General features: G+C 61.5%; 24 protein-coding genes. 12 read left to right on the plus strand and 12 right to left on the minus strand.

The genetic code is table 11. The features are described from left to right. The 4 genes from BOP96_RS06105 to miaB form a co-directional block, all read right to left on the minus strand. Entirely contained in the window at positions 1-840 is an 840-nt protein-coding gene (locus BOP96_RS06105) for an HlyC/CorC family transporter (protein ID WP_019818066.1), read from the minus strand. A gap of 42 nt (positions 841-882) precedes the next feature. Then, positions 883-1341, minus strand: coding sequence for an rRNA maturation RNase YbeY (gene ybeY / locus BOP96_RS06110; RefSeq protein WP_019818065.1), 459 nt, complete (start codon positions 1339-1341; stop codon positions 883-885). Next, positions 1334-2338 carry a PhoH family protein gene (locus BOP96_RS06115; protein ID WP_019818064.1) on the minus strand — a complete coding sequence of 335 codons (1005 nt, stop codon included), beginning with the start codon at positions 2336-2338 and terminating at the stop codon, positions 1334-1336. The genes ybeY and BOP96_RS06115 overlap by 8 nt, the downstream gene beginning before the upstream one ends. Before the next feature lie 230 nt (positions 2339-2568). Beyond that, a complete protein-coding gene (miaB, locus tag BOP96_RS06120; protein WP_014720071.1) occupies positions 2569-3897 on the minus strand; it encodes a tRNA (N6-isopentenyl adenosine(37)-C2)-methylthiotransferase MiaB in 1329 nt (442 codons plus the stop codon). A gap of 130 nt (positions 3898-4027) precedes the next feature. Between miaB and BOP96_RS06125 the strand changes: the two genes are divergently transcribed. From BOP96_RS06125 to BOP96_RS06150, 6 genes are all read left to right on the plus strand, one after another. Beyond that, complete coding sequence (locus BOP96_RS06125; RefSeq protein WP_003215457.1) at positions 4028-4354, plus strand: DUF1820 family protein; 327 nt, start codon at positions 4028-4030, stop codon at positions 4352-4354. Positions 4355-4577: 223 nt separating this feature from the next. After that, the gene (locus BOP96_RS06130) at positions 4578-6632 is read left to right on the plus strand and encodes an oxidoreductase (RefSeq protein WP_073452086.1); all 2055 of its coding nucleotides are present in this window, start codon (positions 4578-4580) and stop codon (positions 6630-6632) included. A gap of 38 nt (positions 6633-6670) precedes the next feature. Next, the gene (locus tag BOP96_RS06135; protein WP_019818062.1) at positions 6671-7429 is read left to right on the plus strand and encodes a transporter substrate-binding domain-containing protein; all 759 of its coding nucleotides are present in this window, start codon (positions 6671-6673) and stop codon (positions 7427-7429) included. A gap of 30 nt (positions 7430-7459) precedes the next feature. Next, positions 7460-8176 (plus strand): ABC transporter permease, encoded by a 717-nt coding sequence (locus BOP96_RS06140; protein ID WP_014720068.1) that lies wholly within the window; start codon positions 7460-7462, stop codon positions 8174-8176. Beyond that, on the plus strand, positions 8173-8883 hold the full coding sequence (locus tag BOP96_RS06145) for an ABC transporter permease (protein WP_019818061.1): 711 nt from the start codon (positions 8173-8175) through the stop codon (positions 8881-8883). The genes BOP96_RS06140 and BOP96_RS06145 overlap by 4 nt, the downstream gene beginning before the upstream one ends. 8 nt (positions 8884-8891) lie before the next feature. Beyond that, positions 8892-10004: a succinylglutamate desuccinylase/aspartoacylase family protein gene (locus tag BOP96_RS06150; protein WP_073452088.1), complete on the plus strand. Its 1113-nt coding sequence runs from the start codon at positions 8892-8894 to the stop codon at positions 10002-10004. Here BOP96_RS06150 and BOP96_RS06155 read toward each other — a convergent pair whose 3' ends face one another. The 4 genes from BOP96_RS06155 to BOP96_RS06170 form a co-directional block, all read right to left on the minus strand. Further along, positions 10005-10559 carry a tetratricopeptide repeat protein gene (locus BOP96_RS06155; RefSeq protein ID WP_014720065.1) on the minus strand — a complete coding sequence of 185 codons (555 nt, stop codon included), beginning with the start codon at positions 10557-10559 and terminating at the stop codon, positions 10005-10007. 226 nt (positions 10560-10785) lie between these two features. Next, positions 10786-12069 (minus strand): glutamate-1-semialdehyde 2,1-aminomutase, encoded by a 1284-nt coding sequence (hemL, locus tag BOP96_RS06160; protein ID WP_019818059.1) that lies wholly within the window; start codon positions 12067-12069, stop codon positions 10786-10788. Between the two features lie 11 nt (positions 12070-12080). Continuing rightward, positions 12081-12710, minus strand: coding sequence for a thiamine phosphate synthase (thiE, locus tag BOP96_RS06165; protein ID WP_014720063.1), 630 nt, complete (start codon positions 12708-12710; stop codon positions 12081-12083). A gap of 30 nt (positions 12711-12740) precedes the next feature. Next, entirely contained in the window at positions 12741-13538 is a 798-nt protein-coding gene (locus tag BOP96_RS06170; protein WP_014720062.1) for a hydroxymethylpyrimidine/phosphomethylpyrimidine kinase, read from the minus strand. Between the two features lie 275 nt (positions 13539-13813). Between BOP96_RS06170 and BOP96_RS06175 the strand changes: the two genes are divergently transcribed. The 4 genes from BOP96_RS06175 to BOP96_RS06190 all read left to right on the plus strand — a co-directional run bounded on the left by BOP96_RS06175 (position 13814) and on the right by BOP96_RS06190 (position 20294). Then, complete coding sequence (locus BOP96_RS06175; RefSeq protein WP_073452091.1) at positions 13814-16213, plus strand: hybrid sensor histidine kinase/response regulator; 2400 nt, start codon at positions 13814-13816, stop codon at positions 16211-16213. Between the two features lie 68 nt (positions 16214-16281). Next, a complete protein-coding gene (locus tag BOP96_RS06180) occupies positions 16282-17934 on the plus strand; it encodes an acyl-CoA dehydrogenase family protein (RefSeq protein WP_073452093.1) in 1653 nt (550 codons plus the stop codon). Positions 17935-18117: 183 nt separating this feature from the next. Then, entirely contained in the window at positions 18118-19590 is a 1473-nt protein-coding gene (amn, locus tag BOP96_RS06185; protein WP_175562977.1) for an AMP nucleosidase, read from the plus strand. Positions 19591-19661: 71 nt separating this feature from the next. After that, complete coding sequence (locus BOP96_RS06190) at positions 19662-20294, plus strand: pseudouridine synthase (protein ID WP_073452097.1); 633 nt, start codon at positions 19662-19664, stop codon at positions 20292-20294. Here the strand turns inward: BOP96_RS06190 and BOP96_RS06195 are convergent. Together BOP96_RS06195 and BOP96_RS06200 are read right to left on the minus strand one after the other, a co-directional pair. Further along, positions 20289-20498: a DUF2788 domain-containing protein gene (locus BOP96_RS06195; protein WP_025999909.1), complete on the minus strand. Its 210-nt coding sequence runs from the start codon at positions 20496-20498 to the stop codon at positions 20289-20291. The two genes, BOP96_RS06190 and BOP96_RS06195, sit on opposite strands and share 6 nt — an antisense overlap. Before the next feature lie 186 nt (positions 20499-20684). Beyond that, positions 20685-21164 (minus strand): Lrp/AsnC family transcriptional regulator, encoded by a 480-nt coding sequence (locus BOP96_RS06200; protein ID WP_003194418.1) that lies wholly within the window; start codon positions 21162-21164, stop codon positions 20685-20687. 427 nt (positions 21165-21591) lie between these two features. Between BOP96_RS06200 and BOP96_RS06205 the strand changes: the two genes are divergently transcribed. Then, complete coding sequence (locus BOP96_RS06205; protein WP_038451614.1) at positions 21592-22554, plus strand: DUF6515 family protein; 963 nt, start codon at positions 21592-21594, stop codon at positions 22552-22554. Here BOP96_RS06205 and BOP96_RS06210 read toward each other — a convergent pair. Beyond that, the gene (locus tag BOP96_RS06210; RefSeq protein WP_014720058.1) at positions 22551-23444 is read right to left on the minus strand and encodes a cation diffusion facilitator family transporter; all 894 of its coding nucleotides are present in this window, start codon (positions 23442-23444) and stop codon (positions 22551-22553) included. The genes BOP96_RS06205 and BOP96_RS06210 overlap by 4 nt on opposite strands. Before the next feature lie 9 nt (positions 23445-23453). Further along, on the minus strand, positions 23454-23873 hold the full coding sequence (locus BOP96_RS06215; protein ID WP_019818055.1) for a hypothetical protein: 420 nt from the start codon (positions 23871-23873) through the stop codon (positions 23454-23456). Positions 23874-24126: 253 nt separating this feature from the next. Between BOP96_RS06215 and hrpB the strand changes: the two genes are divergently transcribed. Then, positions 24127-26634 carry an ATP-dependent helicase HrpB gene (gene hrpB / locus BOP96_RS06220; protein ID WP_019818053.1) on the plus strand — a complete coding sequence of 836 codons (2508 nt, stop codon included), beginning with the start codon at positions 24127-24129 and terminating at the stop codon, positions 26632-26634. Positions 26635-26700: the final 66 nt, after the last annotated feature.

Genomic DNA, 26700 nt, shown 5'->3' on the forward strand with positions numbered 1-26700 from the left:
TTAGCGGGCGATAGGTGTCAAACGGATCAGATGGATACGACGGCTATCGGCATTGAGGATGCGGAAGCGATACGCACCGATCTCGGTGGTTTCATTACGCTTGGGCAAATGCCCGAACGCACTCATCACCAGGCCGCCGACGGTGTCGAACTCATCGTCCGAGAACCCGCTGTCGAAAAACTCGTTGAAGTTCTCGATGGGCGTCAGCGCCTTGATCAGGAAATCACCGCTGGGCAGCGGCTTGATGTAGCTGTCTTCTTCGACGTCGTGCTCGTCTTCGATGTCGCCGACGATCTGCTCCAGCACGTCTTCGATGGTGACCAGGCCGGCCACGCCGCCGTATTCGTCAATCACAATGGCCATGTGATTGTGGTTGGCGCGGAACTCGCGCAGCAGCACATTCAGGCGCTTGGACTCGGGCACGAAGGTGGCCGGGCGCAGCAGGTCCTTGATGTTGAAGCTGTCGCCGTTCTCCTTGAGGATCAACGGCAGCAAGTCCTTGGCCAGCAGGACGCCCATGACGTCGTCATGGCTTTCACCGATCACCGGGTAGCGCGAATGCGCCGAGTCGATCACGGCCGGGAGGAATTCCCGTGGGGTCTGGGTCGCCTTGATGCTGATCATCTGCGAGCGCGGGACCATGATGTCGCGTACTTGCAGGTCAGCCACCTGGATGGCGCCCTCGACGATGGCCAGCGCTTCGCTGTCCAGCAATTTGTTCTGGTGTGCATCGCGCAGCAGCTCCAAGAGCTCCTGGCGGTTCTTCGGCTCGTGGGCAAAAGCCTGGGTCAGTTTACCCAGCCATGACTTCTGCCCGTTGCTCGATCGGTCTTCGCTCATAGCGATTACTCTAAATCCTTTGATATGACAGTTGAGTGTTGATCAGTTTTCGTCGTCTGCGTACGGGTCGCGGTGACCCAGCTCTGCAAGCAACGTTCGTTCCAGCGCTTCCATTTCCTCGGCTTCGTCATCGTCTATGTGGTCGTAACCCAAGAGATGCAAGCAGCCGTGGATGACTAGATGGGCCCAATGGGCCTCAAGTTCCTTGCCTTGTTCGGCCGCTTCGCGCTCGACCACCGCGACGCAGATCACCAGGTCGCCCAGCAGCGGAATATCCAGCAATTCGTCGGGCACGTCGGCGGGGAAGGACAGCACGTTGGTCGCGTAGTCTTTCTGGCGCCAGGTGTGGTTCAGCTCACGGCCTTCGGCCTCGTCCACCAGACGAATGGTCAGTTCCGAGTCGGCGGTGCGCTGGCGCAAGGCCAGTTCACACCATTGGCGGAACTGGGCTTCGCTGGGGGCGGGCGCGTCGGTGGCCAGCTGCAGGTCTAGCTCAAGCATCGTGGCGAGCGTCCTTGGCGGGCGCGTCGTCGCGGTGTTCGAAACGCTCATAGGCCTCGACAATGCGCTGCACCAGCGGGTGGCGTACCACGTCCTTGGGCATGAAGTGCGTGAAGCTGATACCCGGCACGTCCTTGAGCACCTCGATCACCTGGCCCAGGCCCGACTTGGTGCCCTTGGGCAGGTCGACCTGGGTGATGTCGCCCGTGATCACGGCAGTGGAGCCGAAACCGATACGGGTGAGGAACATCTTCATCTGCTCAACGGTGGTGTTCTGGCTTTCGTCGAGGATGATGAAGCTGTTGTTGAGCGTGCGGCCACGCATGTAGGCCAGTGGTGCGATCTCGATCACCTGGCGCTCGATCAGCTTGGCCACGTATTCAAAGCCGAGCATCTCGTACAGCGCGTCGTAGAGCGGGCGCAGGTACGGGTCGATCTTCTGGGCCAGGTCGCCGGGCAGGAAACCGAGCTTTTCGCCGGCCTCGACCGCTGGGCGCACCAGCAGGATGCGCCGCACTTGCTCGCGTTCCAGGGCATCGACGGCGCAGGCCACCGCCAGGTAGGTCTTGCCGGTACCGGCCGGGCCGATGCCGAAGTTGATGTCGTTGCCGAGGATTTCCTTGACGTACTTCTGCTGATTCAAGCCGCGGGGGCGAATCATGCCTTTTTTGGTACGCAAGGCCACGCTGGCTTCGGCCACCGGGTTATTGGCCAGGTCTTCCACAGCCGATTCCTGCAGGTACAGGTGCACGGTCTCCGGCGACAGCTCGCTACCCTTGGTTTCGCGGTAGAGGCGGCGCAGCAGGTTTTCTGCAGACGTGGTGTGTTGAGGTTCACCAATGAGCTCGAACTGATTGCCGCGGTTGCGGATCTCGATGCTCAGGCGTTGTTCGATCAGGCGCAGGTGCTCGTCGAACTGTCCGCACAGGTTGGCGAAACGGCGAGCCTCAAACGGCTCGAGGATAAAGCGATGGGGTTCTGCTATGGGTGCGTTCAAGGTTGCTTTTAGCCGCCCTTTGGCTGATGAGGTGAGAGAGAGAATAACGCCAGGCGCCGGTGTGCGAAAGCACTTAAATAGCTTGGCCCCACTCTCGATAACCCTGAAGAACCCCTGTGGGAGCTGGCTTGCCTGCGATAGCGGTGGGTCAGTTGGCACATAGGGCACTGATACATCGCTATCGCAAGCAAGCCAGCTCCCACATTTTGATCTTCATCCGGTCAGCGAGATCAGTTGATCAACGAGCCACGCAACGAGTGTGGCTGCGCCGCATCAATGTGCACATCGGCAAACTGGCCGATCAGCGTGGGATTGTCGCAGCGGAAGTTGACGATTCGGTTGTTCTCGGTACGCCCCTGCAATTCACCCGGGTCTTTCTTCGAATAATCGGTGACCAGAATGCGCTGGATCGAACCGACCATTTGTCGGCTGATTTCAAAGCCCTGCTGATTGAGGCGATGTTGCAGCGCGTTCAAACGCTCTTTTTTCAACGCTTCCGGGGTTTCATCCAGCAGGTCGGCAGCCGGGGTGCCCGGGCGCTGGCTGTAGACGAACGAGTAGGAGAAGTCGAAACCGACGTCCTCGATCAGCTTCATGGTCTGCTGGAAGTCTTTCTCGGTTTCGCCCGGGAAGCCGACGATAAAGTCCGAACTGATGCAGATGCCCGGCACGGCAGCGCGCAGTTTGCGCAATTTGGATTTGTATTCCAGCGCGGTGTGGTTGCGCTTCATCGCCGACAAAATGCGGTCCGAACCCGATTGCACCGGCAAGTGCAGGTGCTTGACCAGCTCTGGCACTTCGGCGTGGGCCTGGATCAGGCTGTCGGAGAACTCCAGCGGGTGGGAGGTGGTGTAGCGGATACGCTCGATGCCATCGACAGCGGCGACCACGCGGATCAATTCCGCCAGGTCGGCCAGGCGGCCATCATCGGTCTGGCCACGGTAGCCGTTGACGTTCTGGCCCAGCAGGGTCACTTCGCGCACGCCGTTTTCAGCCAGGTGGATGATTTCCGATAGCACATCGTCAAACGGCCGGCTGACTTCTTCGCCGCGGGTGTAAGGCACCACGCAGAAGGTGCAGTACTTGCTGCAGCCTTCCATCACCGACACATAGGCGCTCGGCCCATCGATGCGCGGTTCGGGCAGATGATCAAATTTTTCGATTTCGGGGAACGACACGTCAACCTGCGGCAGCTTGGTGATGCGTGCGGCGTCGATCATCTCGGGCAAGCGGTGCAGGGTTTGCGGGCCGAACACCACATCGACATAGGGCGCGCGGTCGCGGATCGCAGCGCCTTCCTGGCTGGCCACGCACCCGCCGACGGCGATCACCATGTCCGGGTTGGCCAGTTTCAATTCGCGCCAGCGGCCCAGCTGCGAATACACACGGTCCTGGGCCCGCTCGCGGATCGAGCAGGTATTGAGCAGGATCACGTCGGCATCTTCGGCGCGGGCAGTGACTTCCAGGGCCTGGTGTTCGCCCAGCAAGTCGACCATGCGCGAGCTGTCGTACTCGTTCATCTGGCAACCGTGGGTTTCGATGTAAAGCTTCTTGGCCATGGGAATCGTCAACTGGTGGTAAAGAACCGCGCATTATAGGGGGCATGCCCATTGGTTCCTAGCGCTGTGCATCGGGTGCCATGCTATAGTTCGCGCCCTCTTTTATATCCCCATGTGTTGTTCGCCCACCATGACCAAACGTGAAGCTCCAATCTATAAGGTGATTTTCCTCAACCAGGGCCAGGTGTTCGAAATGTACGCCAAGCAGATCTATCAAAGTGATCTGTGGGGCTTCCTGGAGGTGGAAGAGTTCGTCTTTGGCGAGCGCACCCAGTTGGTGGTCGATCCGGGCGAAGAAAAGCTCAAGGCCCAGTTCGAAGGTGTGGTGCGCAGCTTTGTGCCGATGCATTCGATTGTGCGCATCGATGAAGTCGAGCGCCTGGGGACGCCGAAGATCAGTGAGGCTCGGGGCATGAGCAATGTGATGCCGTTTCCGATGCCGATGCCTGAGAAGTGATCTGCAATTAATTTGTAGGGCGTTTCCGAAACTGCCTCTCAATGGATAGACATTTTGTTTGAAAGATAGCAAATTTTGTTTATTCAGAGAGGGCATCATGAATCTACCAATAATAAGAAAACCTCGAAGTTTCCCCCGTTCGACTGCGTTTAATCACGCCACTCATTAGCGCCAAGTTCCATCACGTCGTCATTAACGAACTGACCTGTTCGGGAGTAGCCCTGTGCGCGATCCTCGCTATGACATTCTGTTTGAACCGGTGCAAATAGGCCCGGTGCGTACCCGCAATCGCTTTTATCAAGTTCCGCACTGTAATGGCATGGGCCACGTGCACCCCTCGGCGATGGCGCGCATGCGCGCAGTGAAAGCCGAGGGCGGCTGGGGCGTGGTGTGCACGGAAGAATGCGAAATCAGCCCGCTGAGCGAGTTCTCCCCTTATATAGAAGCGCGTCTTTGGGATGAACGCGATATTCCTGCACTGGCGCGCATGTGTGAGGGGGTACACCGTCACGGGGCGTTGGCTGGGGTAGAGCTGGCATTCAATGGTTACTCGGCGCCCAACCGCTACAGTCGCGAAATTCCCTGGGCGCCTTCCAATACCCCGGTGCGCAGTTACGACCCGGTGCAGGCTCGGGCCATGAGCCATGCCGATATCCGGCAATTGCGCGCCCTGCATCGAGCCGCCGCATTGCGCGCCCGGGAGGCGGGTTTCGACATCATCTATGTGTACGCCGGCCACGACTTGAGCGTGCCGTTCCATTTCCTCACGCCACGCAATAACCGGCGTACCGACGAATACGGCGGTACGCTGAAAAACCGTGTGCGCCTGTTGCGCGAGTTGATTGAAGACACTCGCGACGCAGTGGGTGATCGGTGTGCCGTAGCGGTCCGCCTGGCGGTGGATGAGCAAATGGCCGACGGCCTCAGCCGCGAGGGCGAAGGTGCCGAAATCTTATCGATGCTGGCGGACCTGCCGGACTTGTGGGACGTCAATGTCGCCGATTGGTCCAATGACAGCGTGACGGCGCGCTTTGCCGGGGAGGGTTACCAGGAGGCCTTCCTGCTGGGGCTCAAGGCGCTGACCAGCAAGCCCGTGGTGGGCGTCGGCCGCTTCACTTCGCCGGACACCATGGTGTCTTTGGTTCGCCGTGGCGTACTGGACCTGATCGGGGCGGCCCGCCCTTCGATTGCCGATCCGTTCTTGCCCAAGAAGATTGAAGAGGGGCGCGCCGAGGAAATTCGCGAATGCATCGGCTGCAATGTATGTGTCAGTGGCGACCACACCAGCACGCCCCTGCGCTGTACACAGAACCCGACCATGGGCGAGGAGTGGCGGCGTGGCTGGCACCCCGAGTCGGTCAACCGTACGCAGCAACCCGGCCGGGCGCTGGTGGTCGGCGCCGGGCCATCCGGGCTTGAGTGTGCACGGATCCTAGGTGCGCGAGGGATGGAAGTGGCCCTGGTCGACAGCCTGCGCACCCTAGGCGGGCGTGTAGCGTTGGAAGCCCGGCTGCCGGGGCTGGCGAGTTGGGCACGGGTGATTGACTATCGACTGGATGCGTTGAGCCGCATGCCGTCAGTCGAGATCTATCGGGAAAGCCCCTTGCAGGCCCAGGATGTGCTGGATTTCGCCGCCGAGCATGTGTTCATCGCTACGGGTTCCCATTGGCGGCGGGATGGCTTGGGACGCGCCTTGCGCTCCCCCTTAACGGGCCTGGTGAGCCTGCCCGTGCTGACGCCTGATGACCTGATGGCGGGGGTGTTGCCCACTTCGCCGGTGCTGCTGTTCGATGACGATCACTATTACATGGGCAGCGTGCTGGCCGAACACCTGGTGGCGCGGGGTGTGGAGGTGGTATTCGTCACCCCTGCGGCGGACGTGGCGGCCTGGACCCATAACACTCTCGAGCAGCACCGCATTCAGCGTCGTCTGATGCAGTTGAATGTCACGATCATACCGTCCCATACGCTGGTCAGCGTTAAGCCTGAGGGCGTGGTAGCGGGCTGCATCTACACCGAACGTACGCGGTTGATCCCAGCTGCAGCCTTGCTGCTGGTCACTTCCCGGGAGCCTGAGCAGGCGCTGTATCAGGCCTTGAACAACTCACCCGAACAGTTACAGGCGGCAGGCATCCGAACGCTGACGCTGATCGGCGACTGTGTGGCGCCGGGCACCATTGCGGCGGCGGTGTATTCAGGTCATCGCATCGCACGTGAGTTCGATGCGCCCGAAGGCTCGCTGATAGTGCGGCGGGAAATTCCATTTATCGAGGTGTAGTCAGTCCGACTGTTCAATCAATAACGAGGAATACAATAATGAAAAAAATACTCCTGATGTTATTCACCACACTCCTTATTAATTCATCGTTGTTTGCCAGCGATTATAAAGTGATCCGTTTCGCTGCCGATCCCAACTATGCGCCCTTTGCTTATAAAGACAGTACGGGCACTTTGACCGGTTTTGAAATAGATATTGGCAATGCAATTTGTGCACATTTGAATGTTCGCTGCCAATGGGTCGAGAGTGACTTTGACGGCATGATTCCCAGCCTCAACGCCGGCAAGATCGACGCCATCCTTGCTTCAATGACCATCACTGCCGCTCGGCAAAAGGTCATCGACTTTTCCTCGGAGGTGTTTTCCAGTCCCACCGCCATGGTGATGCGCCCTGGCACTGAGCTTTCCACAGGCATGGCCGTCGGCTATTTGCAGGGCAGTACTCAAGAAGTGTATGCCCGGCAAGTGCTCGCCGGGCAGGGTATGAAGGTGGTGGCTTATGCCGATCAGGAGCAAGTGTACGCGGACCTGCTGACAGGGCGTTTGCAGGCATCGCTGCAGGATGCTCAGCAAGCACAGAGCGGATTTTTACGTTCACCCCAAGGCGTCGGGTTCGTGCTGGGCCCGCTGATTGACAGCGAGTTGATGCCGTCCAAAAGCGGCATTGGCATCGCCAAGGGCAACCACACGTTGAAAGCGCTGTTGGATAAGGGGCTGGCTGCCCTGCACGCCGATGGCACCTACGCTCGCCTGCAAGAGCAGTACTTCCCCGGAGTGAACATGTTCAGCGGCCAATAACCGCCCTCAACGGCCAGCGAGGACACAATCATGCTACCTGCCTTCACTCAATTCGCCGCGTCCCTGGGCGGTTTTTTGCCGATGTTACTGCACGGGGTCTGGGTCACCCTGCAACTGGCACTGTTGTCATTGCTGTTGGGGCTGATCCTGGGCCTGCTGGGGGCAGGCGCCAAGCTGTCCAGGGTCAGGGCATGGCGCCTGTGCGCGCAGGTGTATACCACCTTGATTCGCGGGGTTCCGGACCTGTTGTTGATGCTGTTGATTTTCTACGGGTTGCAGACAGGCCTGAGTCGTCTGACCAGCGAATTGGGCTGGGCCTACATCGATGTCGACCCTTTCAGCGCCGGCGTGATCACTCTGGGGTTTATCTACGGCGCCTATTTCACCGAAACCTTTCGCGGCGCGTTGCTGGCTGTGCCCCGGGGCCAGTTCCAGGCTGCCAAAGCCCTTGGCCTGACCTTCAGGCAGAGTTTTGTGCATGTGATATTCCCGCAAATGATGCGGTTTGCCCTGCCGGGGCTGGGCAATAACTGGATGGTCTTGCTCAAGGCCACGGCTTTGGTGTCGATCATCGGCTTGGCAGACTTGGTGAAAGTGGCGCAGATGGCGGGCAAGAGCAGTCAGCAATTACTGGCTTTTCTGCTGCTGGCGGCGCTGGTTTACCTGTTGCTCAGCAGTGTTTCAAACGCGGCGTTGCGCTGGCTGGAGCGTCGGTATGGTGACGGTGTGCAGGAATCATCATCATGATCGAGCTTATCCAGGAGTATTGGCGGCCGTTTATCTATTCTGACGGCCAACAAATCACCGGCCTGGCCATGACCTTGTGGCTGACTAGCGCCTCTTCGTGCCTGGGCCTGCTGTTGGCGTTGCCACTGTCCATTGCCAGGGCGTCCAGCCGACGCTGGCTGCGTTGGCCGGTGCAAAGCTTTACCTACGTGTTTCGCGGCACACCGCTGTATATCCAGTTGCTGATCTTCTACACCGGCATCTACAGCATTGGCGCCGTTCGCGAGCAACCGTTGCTGGATGCTTTTTTTCGCGAAGCGCTCAATTGCACCCTTCTGGCGTTTGCCCTCAATACCGCGGCCTACACCACGGAAATACTCGCGGGCGCGATCCGGGCGATGCCGCGCGGTGAAATCGAGGCTGCACGGTCGTTGGGTTTCGACGGTTGGAAGCTGTACGTGCACTTGATCATGCCCTCGGCCCTGCGCCGGTCGTTGCCCTACTACAGCAATGAAGTGATCTTCATGTTGCATTCCACCACCCTGGCGTTCACGGCAACGGTGCCGGATATCCTGAAAGTCGCACGGGATGCCAACGCTGCAACCTTCCTCACCTTCCAATCCTTTGGCCTGGCCGCGGCGCTCTACTTGTGCATTACGTTCGCGTTGATCTGCCTGTTCCGTCTGGCAGAACGACGCTGGCTGAGCTTTCTTGATTCGAATCGATAGGAGGCGATATGCAGACTTGCAGACATGAACTGTTGACGGCTGTGCCAGGTACCACGCGGCATATTCATAGTTTTCATTACGGCCCAGCCGATGCGCCGAGCAAGGTTTACATCCAGGCTTCCCTGCACGCCGATGAGTTGCCGGGGATGTTGGTGTTGTGGCATCTCAAACAACGGCTGGCAGATCTGGAGGCCAAAGGTGCGCTGCGTTGGCAGGTGGTGCTGGTGCCGGTGGCCAATCCGCTGGGGTTGGAGCAGGTGCTGATGGACGTGCCGCAGGGGCGCTTCGATAACGACAGTCGAGAGAACTTCAATCGCTTCTTCATCGACGTCAGCCAGCAGGTCGGGGATCAGGTCCAGGATGTTCTGACTGATGATCCTGCGCATAACCTGCACCTGATCCGCGCGACCTTGCGGCAAACCCTTGTCAGCCAGGTGCCGGCGACCCAGCTGCATTCCCTGCGCCTGGCCCTGCAAACGCTGGCCTGTGACGCCGACAGAGTGCTGGACCTGCATTGTGATTTCGAGGCGGTGCAGCACCTGTACCTGGCACCGGACGCCTGGCCCCAGGTGGAACCGCTGGCGCGGTACCTGGGCGCCCGGGCCTGCTTTATGAGCCCGGACGCGGGCGGGCATTCGTTCGACGATTGCTACACCTTGTTCTGGGCACGGATGCAGGCGCGTTTCCCTGGGGTCTTTGCGGCGCCGGGTTTTGCCGTGACCGTGGAGTTGCGCGGCGTGGCTGATGTGAGCCACGGGCTGGCGCGACAGGATTGTCAGGCGTTGATCAACTATCTGACTTTGCAGGGAGGCGTTGAGGGGCAAGCGCCTCCACTACCGGCGTTATTGAGTCCGCCAACACCCTTGGCGGGGGTCGAGCCGGTGGTGAGTGCGGTGGGAGGCTTGATTGTGTTTTGCGCGCAGGTGGGGGATTACCTGGAAGCAGGACAAATCGTGGCGCACGTCATCGATCCGATTACAGACCGTGTGACCGAGGTAGCGTGTGAGCGTGCAGGGCTTTTGTATGTACGATCAATACGCCGAATGGCAAGCGCCGGTATGGCGATTGCCCACGTCGCAGGGGTCACGGCGTATCGACAGGGCTACCTGTTATCGCCGTGATCAAGGCAGGGGAGAGAAAGGCGAACGCCCATCGGCGCTCTGCAACTCCTGCAGGTAGTTGCGGAAAATCTGCCCCAGCACCTGGGTCGCCACTTCCAGTTCATCGCGCTGCATGTGCTCGGCGACTTCGTCGGCGGTGTCCAGTGCGTCTTCGGCGCCATTGACCGCGGCCATTTTCAGCACGATGTACGCCTGAATGTTGTTGGCCGGCACGCCTTCGCCTTTGAAGAACATGTTGCCCAACTGGTATTGCGCCTGGGCGTGGCCCTGCAACGAGGCTTTCTCGAAGTAGCTCAACGCTTTGTTGAGGTCAACGGCCGGGTTCTTGCTGTCGTGGTAGTACTCGCCCAACTCGTATTGCGCCTGCGCATCCCCGTCCTCGGCCTGTTTCTGGCACGCGCTCAGGGCTTCGGCCTGGCTCTCTGGCTGGGTATTGAGGGTGCAACGACCCATCGCTGGAATTAACAACGAGTTGCCGCCGGCCTGGGCGTGTGCCAGTAGCGGTTGAAGGAGCAACAGGCAGCCCAGAACCAGGGTGCGGCCGGTGCGTTTCATGGGAATCGACTTACCTCTGACGGGGCGCGCGGACCCTCGAGGGAGTCCAATAAGCGCGCATTATGAAATAAGCAGGCCTCTGCTTACAAAGTCTTTACTCGTTTTTCTGCTGCTTGGGCAAGTTATCTGCCGGATTGCAGTGCAATTCTCGAAAAAACCAGGAATTCTCTGTAAGCAAAGTAGCAAATCTGACGCTGCCAGGGGCAACGTCAGAGGTTGCCGTCACTTATTTCAGGGCCGCGAAGGCGCGCTCGGCAGCATCCAGGGTCAATTTCAGTTCGGCTTCGCCATGGGCAATCGAGGTGAAGCCGGCTTCAAAGGCGCTCGGTGCCAGGTACACGCCGCCTTCGAGCATCAGGTGGAAGAAGCGCTTGAACAGCTCGGCATCGCTGCCCATCACGTCATCGAAGGTGACGATATCGTCGGCGCCGCTGAAGTACAGGCCGAACATGCCACCGGCCTGGGTGGTCACAAACGGGATGCCGGCGGCGTCGGCGCGTTGTTGCAGGCCGTCGAGCAGGCGCGTGGTGTAGTCGGTCAGCTCGGCGTGGAAGCCCGGGCGGCTGATCAGGCGCAGGGTGGTCAGGCCGGCGGCCATGGCCAGTGGGTTACCCGACAAGGTGCCTGCCTGGTATACCGGGCCGAGCGGGGCGATGTGTTGCATGATCTCGCGCTTGCCGCCGAAGCAGCCTACCGGCATGCCGCCGCCGATGATCTTGCCGAAGGTGCTCAGGTCTGGCGTAACGCCGTAGTAAGCCTGGGCGCCACCGAGGGCGACCCGGAAACCGGTCATCACTTCGTCAAAAATCAGCACCACGCCATGCTTGTCGCACTGCTCGCGCAAGCCCTCAAGAAAACCCGGGGCCGGTGGAACGCAGTTCATGTTGCCGGCAACCGGCTCGACGATGATGCAGGCAACGTCCTGGCCGACTTCGCTGAGCATCTGCTCGACGGCTGCGATGTCGTTGAACGGCAAGGTCAGGGTGTGCTTGGCGAATGCCGCAGGTACGCCAGCGGAATTGGGGACGCCCTGGGTCAGCGCGCCGGAGCCGGCTTTCACCAGCAGGCTGTCGGAGTGGCCGTGGTAGCAGCCTTCGAACTTGATGATGTTGTCGCGGCCGGTGAAACCACGGGCCAGGCGGATCGCGCTCATGGTGGCTTCGGTGCCGGAGCTGACCATGCGCACCATTTCCATCGACGGCACGATCGAGCAGACCAGGTCGGCCATCTCGGTTTCCATCGCGGTCGGGGCGCCGTAGGACAAGCCGTGTTGCAGTTGCTGGCGCACCGCCTCCAGCACATCCGGATGGCTGTGGCCGAGGATCATCGGGCCCCAGGAGCCGACGTAGTCGACATAGCGTTTGTCGTCTTCATCGGTGACGTAGGCGCCTTCGGCATGCTTGAAGAACAACGGCGTGCCGCCCACGCTCTTGAACGCACGCACGGGGGAGTTCACACCGCCGGGGATGTGTTTCTGGGCGTTGGCAAACAGGGTTTCGGAACGGGACATGATCGGGCTCTCTAAACTGAAGATTTAAGAAGGTCGTTGAATGCACGGGCGCGGCGGGTGACTTCCTGGGTGCTGTCGGCACCGAACAGGCCATGGACCACGGCGAGCAGGTCAGCCCCGTGGGCCACCAGCGGCTCGGCGTTTTCCAGGGTGACGCCGCCGATTACGCAGATCGGCAGGTGCAGGCGCTTGCGGGCCTGGGCCAGCATGTCAACGGTGGCGGCGGGTGCGCCGGGTTTGGTCGTGGAATTGAAGAAGCGGCCGAAGGCGACGTAGCTGGCGCCTTCTTTGGCGGCCTGTTCGGCCAGTTCGATCTGGCTGTGGCAGGTGGCGCCGATGATCGCCTTGGCGCCGAGCAGTGCCCGGGCCGAGGTCAGCGGGCCGTCGGTCTGGCCCAGATGTACGCCGACGCCCAGTCGCGCGGCCAGTTCGGCATCGTCGTTGATGATCAATTGAGTCTTGTAGCGCGAGCACAGTTCATAGAGCTTTTCGGCTTCACGCAGGCGCCGTGCCTCGTCGCTGCTTTTGTCGCGGTACTGCAACAGGGTGACGCCACCGTCCAGCGCCGCCTCGACGTAGGCGAGGAATTTGCCGGCCAACAGTTGGCTGTCGGTAATGGCGTAAAGGCCGCGTAGTTTCATCGGGCAAACCCCTTGCTGACGAGCGATAAGTTACGAGCAGAAATCCAGCGGCAATCTACGCGGCACGAACTGGCCCTGGCCGAGTTGTTCGGCATCACGCAGGGTACGCCACGTGTAGTTGAGAGCCGTTTGCACGGCGCTGGCCAAACCTTCGCCTTGGGCAATGCGCCCGGCCAGCGCACTGGCCAAGGTGCAACCCGAGCCGTGATAACCGCCGGGCAAACGCTGGCAGGTAAAGGTCTGGCGCGTGCCGTCGCGGCTGTACAGGCGGTTGTGCACTTCGTGCTCGTCGCCATGGCCGCCGGTGATCAGCAGGTGCTTGATGTACGGCAACAGCTTCTCGGCGCAGTCGTCGGCGCTGCCGTCGGGCAGTTCCGCGAGGATGCGCGCTTCGGGCAGGTTGGGGGTGGCGATCAATGACAAGGGCAGCAGCCGCTCGCGCATTGCATAACCGACCTCGTCCTTGCCCAGGCTACCGCCGCCGCCGGCGCGCAGCACCGGGTCGCAGACCACCGGCAAATGCGGGTGCGCCTGCAGCAGTTCGACCACGGTGTCGACCATCGCGGTGGAGCCGAGCATGCCCAGCTTGACTGCCGCAACTTCAGAGTCACCGAGCACGGCATTGGCCTGGGCCAGTACCCACTCACGGTCAAGCACGCGGAAATCACTGACATTGACAGTATTTTGCACGGTCAACGCGGTGACGGCCGGGGCCGCGTGGCAACCCTGGGCGAGCAGGGCTTCGATATCTGCCTGCAGGCCGGCGCCACCACTGGGGTCGTGGCCGGAGAGACAGAGGACAACGGGGCGAGAGCTGTAGATATTCATGGTGCGCGAGCTTACCACCAAACGCTTTTTGCGTGGCTGCCTGGCGATGGCAGGAGTTTGCCCCTGCGGCGCGATTTGCCGTGGCTGAGCGCTGCACTGAGATGAGCTGAAAGCATTGCCCTAGAGCTGTCCTAAAAAAAGTTCCCGCGGTGGCTAATGGCTTTTACTGGCTATGCTAAAGTGCATCCAAACAACTTACTGTATCGCCGGTGTACGTCTTCTCAAAAGGAATGGGGGGCTTTTGACACAACCGGACCAGGCTACGCTGGGGCTCTATGCGCTATTTGCTGATTTTTTTATTGTGCGGGCTGCCGATGCTCGCCAGCGCCGTCGAGTTCAACCAGGACACGCGAAGCCTCCCGTTGGGCCGGGTCATGCAAGTGCTCGAAGACCCAACCGATGCCCTCACCATCGCCGATGTCAGTTCCCCCGCCTATGCCGCCCAATTCAAGACCCACGACAAAGACACGCTCAATGCCGGCTATTCACGCTCGGTGTTCTGGCTGAAGGTCAACCTGCACTACACCGCCAAAGATCCCCGGGCACCACGCACCTGGTTTCTGGAACTGGCCTACCCGCCGCTCAATCGCCTGGACCTTTACCAGGACGACGGCACTGGTCACTTCCGCCTCACCACCCGCACCGGCAGCGCGTTGCCGTTTTCCAGCCGTGAGGTGAGCCAGAGCAACTACCTGTTCAAGCTCAGCTTCTTGCCCGACCAGCAACAAACCGTCTACCTGCGCTTGCAAAGCCAAGGCTCGATCCAGGCACCGCTGACATTATGGGCCGGCACCGCCTACATGGAGGAGCAGCCGCTGCGCTTGTACGTGCTCGGCGCCATCTACGGTGTGTTGCTGGGCATGCTGATCTACAACCTGTTCATCTACCTGAGCGTGCGCGACACCAGCTACCTGTATTACATCCTCTATATCGCCTCGTTCGGCTTGTATCAGCTGTCGGTCAATGGCGTCGCGGTGGAGTACTTCTGGCCGAACAACCCGTGGTGGGCGAATGCGGCGGTGCCCTTCCTGATCGGCTCGGCGGCCTTGTTCGGCAGCCTGTTCGCGCGCAGTTTCCTGCACACCGCGCAGCACAGCCGCTGGCTCAACCGTATCCTGCTGGCGCTCGCGGCCTGTGGAGGGATGGTGATGGCACTGGCGTTGTTGACCAGTTACGCCGTGGCCCTGCGCCTGGCCACTGCGCTGGCGCTGGTGTTTACCGTGACCATCTTCGTGGCGGCCATCAAGGCCTGGTATTGCGGGCAGCGCATGGCGCGTTATTTCATCATCGCTTGGTCGGCTTTCCTGCTCGGCGGGGTGGTCAACACCCTGATGGTGCTGGGTTACCTGCCTAACGTGTTCCTGACCATGTACGCCAGCCAGCTCGGCTCAGCCATTGAAGTGGCGCTGTTGTCCCTGGCCCTGGCCGACCGCATCAACGGCATGCGCGAACAGCAGGCGCAGATTCTTCTCGATGCCAGCCAGAAGCTGGAAGCGCTCAACCAGCAACTGGCCCGCAGTAATCGCCTCAAAGACGAATTTCTCGCCACCCTGACCCACGAATTGCGCACGCCGATGAACGGCGTGATCGGCTCGCTGGAGCTGATGCAAACCGTGTCATTGGACGATGACCTGACGCAGTACCAGCAAACCGCCGCCGGCTCGGCGCGGGACATGATGCGCATGGTCAACGGCATCCTCACCCTCACCGAATTGCAGGCCGGTCGCCTGGTGGCCCAGCCGCAAGTGTTCAGCCTGCGCGGCACGCTCGATACCTTGCGCCAGCAATTCACCGGCAGCGCCCAGAGCAAAGGCCTGGCGTTCTCCATTGATGTGGCCGATGAGGTGCCGGACCGGCTGATCGGCGACGCCGACAAACTGCTCCAGTGCCTGGATTGCCTGCTCGATAACGCTTTCAAATTCACCCACGTCGGCGCGGTGCGCTTGCGAGTGGTGGGCGTGCCCCAAGGGGATGGCGCCTTGCACCTGAGCTTTATCGTCACCGACACCGGTATCGGCTTCGCCTTTCTCGATGAGGCCACGCTGTATCAGCGTTTCTTTCAGTTGGACGGCTCGATGACGCGTGAATACGGCGGCCTGGGCATTGGCCTGGCGATCTGCCGGCAGTTGATCGAACTGCTGGGCGGGCGCCTGACCCATCATTCTGAGCCCCGTAAAGGCAGTCGCTTCCAGTTGGAAGTGGACGTCAGCGCCGTGCCGCAGCAGGTGACGCCCGCCACGCAAACGCTGCCTGCACAGCGTGCGCCTCAGGAGTGCACGGTGCTGTTGGTGGACGACAACAGCGTGGGCCAACTGGCGGTGCGTGGCATGTTGCTCAAGCTCGGTTACCGGGTCAAAACCGTGGACAGCGGCCCGGCGGCACTCGCTGCGTTGCAAGCGCACAGCTTCGACGCCGTGCTGCTGGATGTGCCAGAGGGTGGCTTTTCGTTGTGCTGTCAGATTCGCGCATTGCCTGGCTGCGGTGAATTGCCGGTGATCGCCCTGAGCTCTTCGCCCAATGGGCCGGAGCGTGAGCGCTGCCATGGCATTGGCATGACGGATCGGCTGGCCAAGCCGGTGCGTTTCGATGCTTTGCAGGCGGCACTTGAACGTAGCGTGCTGTGCGCGGATGAGGGTGAAAGCGCCGAACATTCGGCGCGTATGCCACTTTTTTAAGGTCTTGCACGGTGCTTAACTGAATTCCGGGCCACTGTTCATGCGGCCTTTTTTCCAGGAGGCCCGTCATGAACCTGCATCAGTTTGCCGAAACCCACGACGTCACCAACCAGCCACCGTCCCTGGACGGCACCAACCTGTATCGCATCGACTTGCCTTTGCAGGAATGGTCACGCCGCTTTGGCGCCGGCTGGGCCCAAGCGCGCATTGATGCCTACGGCGCGCTGGCGGGTGGGCCGTTGATGGCAGCCGGCTTCCTGGCCAACCAGAACAAACCGGTGTTCAGCAGCCATGACCGTTATGGCCATCGTATCGACCTGGTGGAGTTCCACCCGGCTTATCACGAGCTGATGCGCACCGCCGTCGAGCATGGCCTGCCGTCGTTGCCGTGGGCCCATCCCCAGGCGGGCGCCCATGTGGCGCGTGCGGCGATGACCTACCTGCACAGCCAGGCCGAAGCCGGCAGCGGCTGCCCGCTGACCATGACCTTCGCCTGCGTCCCGGCCCTGCGCCTGCAACCGGAGCTGGCGGACCTCTGGCTGCCTAAAGTCCTCAGTACCCAATACGACCCCCGCAATGTCGGCATCGCCCACAAGGCCGGCGCTACTATCGGCATGGCCATGACCGAGAAGCAGGGCGGCACCGACGTGCGCGCCAACACCACCCGCGCTTACCCCGTGGGCGCGAGTGGCCCTGGCCAAGCCTACGAGTTGGTGGGGCATAAGTGGTTCTGCTCGGCACCGATGTGCGATGGCTTTCTGACCCTGGCCCAGACCGACAAGGGCCTGACCTGTTTCCTGCTGCCCCGGCACCGCCCGGATGACACGCGCAACGAGTTCTACATCCAGCGCTTGAAGAACAAACTTGGCAACTGCTCCAACGCCTCCAGCGAAGTGGAATTTCGCGGCGCCCTGGCGTGGATGGTCGGTGAAGAAGGCCGCGGCGTTCCAACCATCATCGAAATGGTTGCCATGACCCGCTTCGATTGCATGGTCGGCTCCAGCGCCTTGATGCGTCAGGCGCTGACCCAGGCCAGCCATCACTGCGCTCATCGGCAGGTGGGTGGCCGCGTGCTCAGCGAGCAGCCGCTGATGCAGAACGTGCTGGCCGACCTGGCCCTGGAAAGCGAAGCGGCTCTGGCCTTGAGCCTGCGCATGGGGCGCGCCCTGGATCAGCTTGATGATGAACATGAAGCCAAGTTCGCCCGGCTGGTCACGGCGGTGGGCAAGTATTGGATCTGCAAGCGAGCGCCGGCGATGATCAACGAAGCCGCCGAATGCATGGGCGGCGCCGGGTACGTGGAAGACAGCATCCTGCCGCGTCTTTACCGTGAGGCACCGGTGAATTCGACGTGGGAAGGTTCCGGCAATGTGCAGTGCCTGGACGTATTGCGTGCACTGTCCAAAGAGCCGGGGGTACTGGAGGCGCTGTTTGTGGAGCTGGGCGATGGCCACGGCGACAAGCAGTTGGCGCGGCATATCGAGCAGTTGAAGGCGGCATTCATGGACACCCAGGACATCCAGTATCGGGCGCGGCAACTGACCGAGGACATCGCCCTGGCGTTACAGGCCAAGTTGTTGCTGGAGGCGGGTAATGCGGCGGTGAGTGATGGGTTTATCGCCAGCCGGCTGGGTGAATCGTCGGGGCGGGTATATGGCACCTTGCCGCGTGGCGTCGACGTGGAAGCAATTGTCGCCCGCTCAACCCCGCAATCGCTCTGAATAAACACAATCCAAATGTGGGAGCTGGCTTGCCGGCGATAGCGGTGGTCCAGCCAGCAATTATGTAGGTGATAGACCGCTATCGCAGGCAAGCCAGCTCCCACCTATCAACGCATTCCACTTCTGGTGTTTCGGTGAGGCTTGGATACAGGCAAGATAAAGGCCTGCAAGTCAGAACACAGGATGCTTACCGTGACCGAAGCTTTTGTTGTCGTTAAAACCGCCGAAGAAGCCGTGGACCGGCTGGCGGCGCTGCATGAGCGTGCCACTGGCGCGCTCAACCAGGCGCTCAAGCAATACCTCAAGGACCGCGTCGAGCCCGACGCCGAGCAGCGCGCATTGTTTCGCTACCCGGAACTGCGCTTGACCTACCACTGCCACGGTGAAGTCCCCCAAACCACTCGGGCGTATGCCAAGGTGCAACTGCCGGGGACCTACAGCGTCACCGTGACCCACCCGGCCGCGTTCCGTAAGTACCTGCTGGAGCAACTGGTGCCGCTGATGCACGACTTCACCGTCACGGTGGAAGTAGGCGTCAGCCAGCAGAACATTCCATATCCGTACGTGGTGGAGCAGGGCGATGAACTGGCCGGCTCCGGCGTCACCGCCGCGACCCTGGCCCGTGTATTCCCCAGTACCGACTTGTCCGCCGCCACCGACGGCATTGCCGATGGCCTGTACGACTGGGAAAACACCGACCCGCTGCCCCTGGCCCTGTTCGATGCCGCCCGTGTGGATTTTTCCCTGCGCCGCCTGGTGCATTACACCGGCAGCGACTGGCGCCATGTACAGCCGTGGATCCTGCTGACCAACTACCACCGCTACGTGGACCAGTTCATCCTGCATGGCCTGGAGCAACTGCGCAGTGACCCGCGTTTTATCCGCATGGTGCTGCCGGGCAACGTGGTCATCGACAAGAGCATGGACCACGGCGAAGCCTCGGCCATTGCCGCCGGCGTGGTCTGGCACCGCTACCAGATGCCGGCGTATCACCTGCAGGCCACTGACGGCCACGGCGTGACCTTGGTGAACATCGGCGTGGGCCCGTCCAACGCCAAGAACATCACCGACCACCTGGCCGTATTGCGCCCGCATTGCTGGCTGATGATCGGCCACTGCGGCGGCTTGCGCCAATCCCAGACCATCGGCGACTACGTACTGGCCCACGCCTATATGCGCCGCGACGGGATTCTGGACCGTGTAGTACCGCCGAACATCCCGATCCCGGCCCTGGCCGAAGTGCAGCTGGCGCTTCAGCAAGCGGCGGCGAAAGTCACCGGCGAAAAAGGCGAAAAGCTGAAAAAACGCCTGCGCACCGGTACCGTGCTGACCTACGACGACCGTAACTGGGAACTGCGCTGGGCCCAGGAGCGGCCGCTGATCAACCTGTCTCGCGCCGTGGCCGTGGACATGGAAAGCGGCACCATCGCCGCCCAGGGTTACCGTTTGCGCGTGCCTTACGGCACCTTGTTATGTGTATCCGACAAACCCTTGCACAGCGAGATCAAGCTGCCGGGTTCGGCCAACGCGTTCTACGAGCGTGCGGTCAGCCAGCATTTGAAGATCGGCATCGAGGCGGTCGACCTGTTGCGCACCGAACTCAACTCGTTGCACTCGCGCAAACTGCGCAGCTTCGACGAACCGCCGTTCCGCTAAGCGGTTGGGATGGTCATTTGGCGGTCAGGCCACTAGCATTGTCGGTCCTGACCGTTAGATGTTCCTTTGCCATGTCCCGTCCTTCCCGTCCCGATTCGCGCCGCCCAGGCGTGAAACCTTCGCAGCCTGTTCGACGTGTCGCGAAGGCGCCACCGGCCGAGCCGAAGCTGATCCTGTTCAACAAACCGTTCGATGTGCTGACCCAGTTCAGCGACGAAGGCGGGCGCGCGACGCTCAAGGATTTTATCGATATTCCCGGTATTTACCCGGCGGGGCGCCTGGACCGTGACAGCGAAGGCTTGCTGCTGTTGACCAACGATGGCCAGCTTCAGTCGCGCATCGCCGATCCCAAGCACAAATTGGCGAAAACCTACTGGGTGCAAGTGGAAGGTGAGCCGACTGAAGAACAGCTGCAACGTCTGCGCGATGGTGTCGAGCTGAACGATGGCATGACCTTGCCTGCCGAGGCTCGGCAACTGGATGAACCGGCGTTATGGCCGCGCAACCCGCCGGTACGCTTTCGCAAAAGCGTGCCGACGCATTGGCTGGAGTTGGTGATTCGTGAAGGGCGCAACCGTCAGGTACGGCGCATGACCGCAGCAGTGGGCCTGCCGACGCTGCGCCTGGTGCGCGTGCGCATTGGCGACTGGTCTATCGACGGCCTGGATCAAGGCCAATGGAAAGCAGTACCGGCGCGCCTATAAAGCGCCGGACTCGATCAAGCCAATCACCACGCTCTTGATGATGAATGCGGCCACGCCCAGGCCCAGCACGAAAAACAAAATGAATGAGCCAAAGCGCCCGGCCTTGGATTTCTTCGCCAGGTCCCAGACGATGAAGCCCATGAAAATGATCAGGATAGTGACCAGGCCGGTCATCATCCATTCTTCAAACAGGGCGGGGTCGATGTTGTTCATGGGACTCTTCCGACAAGACAAGCGAGCAGTATACGGCAGCGTCACAAACGCAACATTGACCTGAGTCCTACACCATCGAACTGTGGGAGCTGGCTTGCCTGCGATAGCGGTCTGTCAGGTACCGTGATGCAAACTGGCCCGCCGCCATCGCAGGCAAGCCAGCTCCCACCGTTGTTCTCAGGTGCGCAGGTGGGTCAGGGGCAGTTCGGTGCTGTTGAGCACTTGGTTCAGCACAAAGCTGGAACGCACGCTGGTCACCCCTTCGATCCGGGTCAGATGCCCCAGCAGCAATTTCTGATAGTGATCCATGTCCGGCACTACCACCTTCAACTGGTAGTCCGCATCCATCCCGGTCACGAGGCTGCACTCCAGCACTTGCGGCAGGGTGCGGATGGCGGCCTCGAAATTCTCGAAGCGTTCCGGCGTGTGACGGTCCATGCCGATCAATACATAAGCGGTGAGGCTCAGGCCGAGCATCTTGCGGTCGAGCAGGGCGACCTGGCGGGCGATGTAGCCGTCGTCCTCCAATTGCTTGACCCGGCGTGAGCAGGGCGAAGGCGACAGGCCGATGCGTTCGGCCAGCTCCTGGTTGGAGATCCTCGCGTCGCGCTGCAATTCCGCCAGAATACTCAGGTCGTATCGGTCAAGCTTGCTCATTGGGTTGGCCTTTGTCGTAACTATTGCGGTTAATTATCCATGAAGGGTTAAAAATTGCGCAAGCACTGTTTATTGACGCAATCTTCGCAATCCTCTGCCCGCCCGGCACGCCTATGATTACCAACAGAATCACCGCCTGGACAACAGTCCACAGCAACGCGCCCAATCAGGCCCGTTGCGGCCGCCGCCCCAGCAGGGTTGAGCCGGCCTCCAGGCTGCACACTGTCCACAAGACGGCGTGAGGTGAGCCAACGTCAAAAGCGTTGAGCCAGGACGAAATTCTCAAGGGGTGGCCGACGGGTCACCCCTTTTTCTTTGTGCGCGTTTTGCCTTCAGAAAATAGTTCTCGTGACTGATAACCTGTCTCAGAACCGGGCGAGGCTTTTCCAGTCTCATGATCAAGCCCCAATCCGCAGTGAGGAAAAGCATGAAGCGCATCTGGCGTATGGCAGGTGTTGGTTTGCTGGTGGTCAGCGTCGGCTCCCAGGCGATGGCCGACGAACGCGATAACTCACCGGGCCAGGGGCAACGGCCTGAGCACAATCAGCCACGCCCACAAAACCCGCAGGGTGATCGTGGCGGCCAGCACGAGGGTGGCCAATGGCAGGGTCGGCCTCAAGGTCATGAGCCGGGGCGACCAGCACCGCAACCGCAACCCTCCAATAACCTGCCGATCCAGGGCCGGCCCGATACCGTGCGCCAGACCCAGGAGCCGCGCCAGGGTTATTACCGTGATATTCCCAGACGCCCCGATGACAACCGGCATTGGGAGGCCGGCGGCCCCGGTTCGCGTCCGGGTAACGATCGCCCCGGTGATAACCGCTGGCCAGGCCGCCCCGACGGGCATGGCAACGGCTGGGGCCCGGGCCCGCAACATCGCCCTGGTTATGTCATCGACCGTTTTCCCGACCGCAATTACCGCGTGCCTTACCGTGGCCAAGACTACTTTTTCTCCGGTGGCTACTGGTATCGCCCCCAAGGCCCGCGCTACGTGGTGGTGACGCCGCCCTACGGCATCCGCGTGCATTACCTGCCGGACTACGCACGTGAAGTGTGGGTAGGCGGCTCACTGTTGTTCCTCGCCGCAGGCGCCTATTACGCCTACGAGCAAAGCACCCAACAATACGTGGTGGTACAACCTCCGACGCAGGTGCCATCACCTCCGCCGACGCCTCAAGGCAACGGTTATGACGTGGTGGCTTACCCGGCCAACGGCCAGTCGCCAGCCCAGGTACAGCAGGACGGCTACGACTGTTATCGCTGGGCGGTGCAACAAAGTGGCTTCGACCCGCGCACCGTCACCTACGCCCCGGACCCTGCGGTGGTGCAAACCTACCGCCAGGCCCAGGGCAACTGCCTGGGCAGTCGGGGGTATCAGGTGCAGTACTAGGCCTTGTTACCGGTGACCACTTCCCGTGGGTCGGCGTGCACCAGCACTTCGGCTTTCGGGTATTCCCGGTGAATGGCATCGGCGGCCTGGTCGCTGATGCCATGGGCCACCGACAGCGTCAATTCCCCCGGCAACTCCAGGTGCAACTGCACAAACCAGTGGTTGCCGGAAACCCGCGTACGCAAGTCGTGGGCACCCAGTACGCCGGGCACGCCACGGGCCAGCTCCAGCATGTGCTGGCTGACATCCGGCGGTAGCTCTTCATCCATCAACACCGCAAAGCTTTCCCGGGCGATCTGGATCGCGCTCCACAGAATGTAAGCGGCGATTCCCAGGCCGAACCAGGCGTCGACCTGATGAAAGCCAAAGCCTGCCAACACCAGCGCAATCAGGATGCTGCCATTGAGCAGCAAGTCTGAGCGGTAATGCAGCGAGTCGGCACGCACCGCGTTGGAGCCGGTCTCGCGCACCACACGGTGTTGCAGCATCAGCAGGGCCATGGTCAGCCCCAGCGACAAGATAATCACGCCGATACTCAGCCACGGTGCGCCGACCGGCTCCGGATGCTTGAGCCGTTCATAGGCCTGGAGCGCAATCAGTACCGCACTGCCGGCGATAAACAAGGCTTGCGCCATACCCGCCAGCGACTCTGCCTTGCCATGCCCATAACGATGATCGTCATCGGCGGGGCGCAGGGCGTAATGCACCGCCAGCAAGTTCAGCAGCGAGGTCACGCCGTCGAGCAGCGAGTCGGTCAACCCGGCGAGCATGCTCACCGAGCCGCTGAGCCACCAGGCGATGGCCTTGGTCACAATCAACACACAGGCCACGCCCACCGAGGCGCGGGTGGCTAGGCGCAAGAGCCTTGCGTGTTCGGGGCTGCTGGTCATGAGCTGTCCTTACGCGGCAGGCTGCAGGCCCAGGGCCGCCAGTTGCTGCACGCTGCCCCTGAACTGGATCAGGCGTGGGTCGTCCAGCGGCAAGGTGCGGCCGGTTTCTTTCTGGATGATGCTTTGCAGCTTGGCGTTATCGACCTTGCCGTCAGCGCCGATGGCTTCGTGCAGTTTCTCGGGGGCGACCTGGGCGGTCTTGCCCGGTTCGAAGTAAATGGCGCCCGTGGCGAAGTCGACACCGAAGGCGATCAGGCCGGGGATCACATAAAACAACAGGCCGAGGGCATCGAGTACCGCGATGGTCGGGTCGATCTTGCCATCGATCTGGCCACGACGGTCGGGGTAGAAAATCGACCCGCAGGCGGTAAGTTGGCTCAGCAGGGTAACGGCGAGGACACCGCCGATGACACGGGAAGCGATACGCATGAAAAAGTCTCCTGAACATATTTAAGGGTGACTATAAGCCAGATCGGCCAGGCGCCGATGAACCAATGTGGGAGCTGGCTTGCCTGCGATTGCGACGGTTCAGGAAATACAGCGGCAACTGTCACACCGCTATCGCAGGCAAGCCAGCTCCCACCTTCGACTGCATTCACAGCCCAAAGCGTGGGTGTTTTTAAGACCCGCATCGGCACTCGGCAGTTCGCCGTTATACTCGCCGCTCTGCTTTGGAGCCAGTATGAATTCGTTGCCGATCGATGATGTTTTACCCGCCCTGCGTGACGCCTTGGCGCATCGCCATGAAGCCGTGCTGGAAGCGCCCCCCGGCGCCGGTAAAACCACCCGCGTGCCGTTGGCCTTGTTGCATGAGCCGTGGCTCGCCGGGCAAACCATCCTGATGCTCGAACCCCGGCGCCTGGCTGCCCGTGCTGCTGCCGAGCGGCTGGCCAGTGAACTGGGTGAAAAGGTCGGTGAGACCGTGGGCTACCGCATTCGGCTGGACAGCAAAGTCGGCCCCAATACGCGTATCGAGGTGGTCACCGAAGGCATCCTCACCCGCCGCCTGCAGGACGATCCGGCGCTGGACGGCGTGGGCTTGTTGATCTTCGACGAATTCCACGAGCGCAGCCTCGATGCCGACCTGGCGCTGGCCCTGAGCCTTAACGGTCGCGAGCTGTTTCGCGACGAGCAGCCGCTGAAGATCCTGCTGATGTCCGCCACCCTCGAAGGCGAGCGCTTGGCCGGCCTGCTGGATGACGCGCCGATCCTGCGCAGCGAAGGGCGCATGTTCCCGGTGCAGATGCGCTGGGGCCGGCCGTACCAGGCCGGGGAGTTTATCGAGCCGCGCGTGGTGCAAACTGTCCTTGAAGCCCTGCATGACGAGCCCGGCAGTGTGCTGGTATTTCTGCCGGGGCAGGCGGAGATTCGCCGGGTCAACCAGCAACTGACTGAGGCCTTGGGTGATCGCCCTGATGTACTGTTATGCCCGTTGCACGGTGAGCTGGACCTCAACGCCCAGCGCGCCGCCATCGACCCGGCGCCGGCCGGCAAGCGCAAAGTGGTGCTGGCCACCAACATCGCCGAGACCAGCCTGACCATCAACGGCGTACGCGTGGTGATCGACGCCGGGCTGGCGCGGGTGCCGCGTTTCGACCCCGGCAGCGGCATGACCCGCCTCGACACCCAGCGCATCTCCCGCGCCAGCGCCACCCAGCGCGCCGGCCGGGCAGGGCGGTTGGAGCCGGGGGTGTGTTACCGGTTGTGGTCCGAAGACCAGCACGACGGTCTGGCCGCTTATGGCAGCGCGGAAATCCTCGCCGCTGACCTGGCAGGGCTGGCCTTGCAACTGGCCCGTTGGGGTGTGAAGCCCAACCAGTTGGTGTGGCTGGACGTACCACCGACTGCCGCGTATGCCCAGGCCCAGGATCTGTTGCAACGCCTCGGTGCATTGGACGAAGAAAACCTCACTGCCCATGGCCAGAAGATGGCCGAGTTGCCGGCTCACCCGCGTATCGCCCATCTGTTATTACGTGGCCAGGACCTGGGCCTCGCCGCCACCGCCTGCGACGTGGCAGCCTTGTTGGGCGAACGCGACATCTTGCGCGGCGGCGGTGCCGATTTGCACAGCCGCCTGGCGCTGATGTCCGGTGAAGAACGTGCGCGCGGCACCCAGGGGGGCGTGCAGCGCGCCAAGCAACTGGCCCGGCAATACCGTGGCTACCTGCGCGGCAAGGCGACCCAGCCGGTGGACAACCCCGACCACCCGCGCTGGCTCGGCGCCTTGCTGGCATTGGCCTACCCGGACCGCGTCGCCCAGCAACGGCGCCCTGGTGGCGCTGAATATCGTCTGGCCAATGGCCGAGCAGCGCTGTTTGCCGAAGCCGACAGCCTGATGAAACAACCCTGGCTGGTGATCGCCGACCTGGGCAGCCGCCAGGGCCAGCGTGAAGAGCGCATCTACCTGGCGGCGGATTTTGCCCCGGCGCTGTTCGACACGGTGCTGGCCGAGCAAGTGCGCAACGTCGACCAACTCGACTGGGACGAGCGCGAAGGCGTCTTGCGTGCCGAGCGCCAACGCAAAGTCGGTGAACTGGTGCTCAGCCGCGAACCCCTGACCGGCCTCGACGAATCCGCTCGCAGCCAGGCGCTGGTCAACCTGGTGCGCCGCAAAGGCCTGGAACTGCTGCCCTGGACCCCGGAACTGCGTCAGTGGCAAGCCCGTGTGATGCTGCTGCGCCAACTGGATGCCGGCAACACCAGCGAGTGGCCCGACATCAGTGACAAGGCCCTGCTCGCGGGCCTGGAGCACTGGCTGATGCCTTACCTGGGCAAGGTCTCGCGCCTCAGCCATTTCGCCAACCTGGATATTTCCAGCTACCTGCACAACCTGCTGCCATGGCCCTTGCCCCAACGCCTGGAAGAGCTGGCGCCGCAGCATGTGAAAGTGCCTTCAGGGTCATCGGTACGCCTGGACTACAGCGAACAGCCGCCGATCCTGGCGGTGCGCTTGCAGGAATTGTTCGGGTTGGCAGACACCCCGCGCATTGCCGGTGGGCGCCTGGCCGTGAAGCTGCACCTGCTGTCCCCGGCGCGGCGACCGGTGCAGGTCACGCAGGACCTGGCGAACTTTTGGCGCAGTACCTATGCCGAGGTGAAGAAGGATTTGAAAGGGCGCTACCCCAAGCATTACTGGCCGGATGACCCGTTGGTGGCCGAAGCGACGGCCCGGATCAAGCCGCGTAAGTAGGCGCGATGCAGTTCAAATGTGGGAGCTGGCTTGCCTGCGATCGCATCGCTGCGGTGTCACTGAAAG

Origin of the sequence: Pseudomonas sp. FSL W5-0203 (genome assembly GCF_001896155.1) — a bacterium.
Lineage (GTDB): Bacteria > Pseudomonadota > Gammaproteobacteria > Pseudomonadales > Pseudomonadaceae > Aquipseudomonas > Aquipseudomonas paracarnis.

Bases quoted from the DNA above. Each gene is read 5' to 3' on its own strand.
- BOP96_RS06200 (WP_003194418.1), bottom strand. From the start codon at position 21,164: ATGAGCAAGCTTGACCGATACGACCTGAGTATTCTGGCGGAATTGCAG.
- amn (WP_175562977.1), top strand. From the start codon at position 18,118: ATGCTTACCGTGACCGAAGCTTTTGTTGTCGTTAAAACCGCCGAAGAA.
- BOP96_RS06180 (WP_073452093.1), top strand. From the start codon at position 16,282: ATGAACCTGCATCAGTTTGCCGAAACCCACGACGTCACCAACCAGCCA.
- thiE (WP_014720063.1), bottom strand. From the start codon at position 12,710: ATGAAACTACGCGGCCTTTACGCCATTACCGACAGCCAACTGTTGGCC.
- BOP96_RS06170 (WP_014720062.1), bottom strand. From the start codon at position 13,538: ATGAATATCTACAGCTCTCGCCCCGTTGTCCTCTGTCTCTCCGGCCAC.
- BOP96_RS06210 (WP_014720058.1), bottom strand. From the start codon at position 23,444: ATGACCAGCAGCCCCGAACACGCAAGGCTCTTGCGCCTAGCCACCCGC.
- BOP96_RS06135 (WP_019818062.1), top strand. From the start codon at position 6,671: ATGAAAAAAATACTCCTGATGTTATTCACCACACTCCTTATTAATTCA.
- BOP96_RS06125 (WP_003215457.1), top strand. From the start codon at position 4,028: ATGACCAAACGTGAAGCTCCAATCTATAAGGTGATTTTCCTCAACCAG.
- BOP96_RS06215 (WP_019818055.1), bottom strand. From the start codon at position 23,873: ATGCGTATCGCTTCCCGTGTCATCGGCGGTGTCCTCGCCGTTACCCTG.
- BOP96_RS06140 (WP_014720068.1), top strand. From the start codon at position 7,460: ATGCTACCTGCCTTCACTCAATTCGCCGCGTCCCTGGGCGGTTTTTTG.
- hemL (WP_019818059.1), bottom strand. From the start codon at position 12,069: ATGTCCCGTTCCGAAACCCTGTTTGCCAACGCCCAGAAACACATCCCC.
- BOP96_RS06155 (WP_014720065.1), bottom strand. From the start codon at position 10,559: ATGAAACGCACCGGCCGCACCCTGGTTCTGGGCTGCCTGTTGCTCCTT.
- BOP96_RS06205 (WP_038451614.1), top strand. From the start codon at position 21,592: ATGAAGCGCATCTGGCGTATGGCAGGTGTTGGTTTGCTGGTGGTCAGC.
- BOP96_RS06105 (WP_019818066.1), bottom strand. From the start codon at position 840: ATGAGCGAAGACCGATCGAGCAACGGGCAGAAGTCATGGCTGGGTAAA.
- BOP96_RS06150 (WP_073452088.1), top strand. From the start codon at position 8,892: ATGCAGACTTGCAGACATGAACTGTTGACGGCTGTGCCAGGTACCACG.
- BOP96_RS06175 (WP_073452091.1), top strand. From the start codon at position 13,814: ATGCGCTATTTGCTGATTTTTTTATTGTGCGGGCTGCCGATGCTCGCC.
- miaB (WP_014720071.1), bottom strand. From the start codon at position 3,897: ATGGCCAAGAAGCTTTACATCGAAACCCACGGTTGCCAGATGAACGAG.
- hrpB (WP_019818053.1), top strand. From the start codon at position 24,127: ATGAATTCGTTGCCGATCGATGATGTTTTACCCGCCCTGCGTGACGCC.
- BOP96_RS06145 (WP_019818061.1), top strand. From the start codon at position 8,173: ATGATCGAGCTTATCCAGGAGTATTGGCGGCCGTTTATCTATTCTGAC.
- BOP96_RS06190 (WP_073452097.1), top strand. From the start codon at position 19,662: ATGTCCCGTCCTTCCCGTCCCGATTCGCGCCGCCCAGGCGTGAAACCT.
- ybeY (WP_019818065.1), bottom strand. From the start codon at position 1,341: ATGCTTGAGCTAGACCTGCAGCTGGCCACCGACGCGCCCGCCCCCAGC.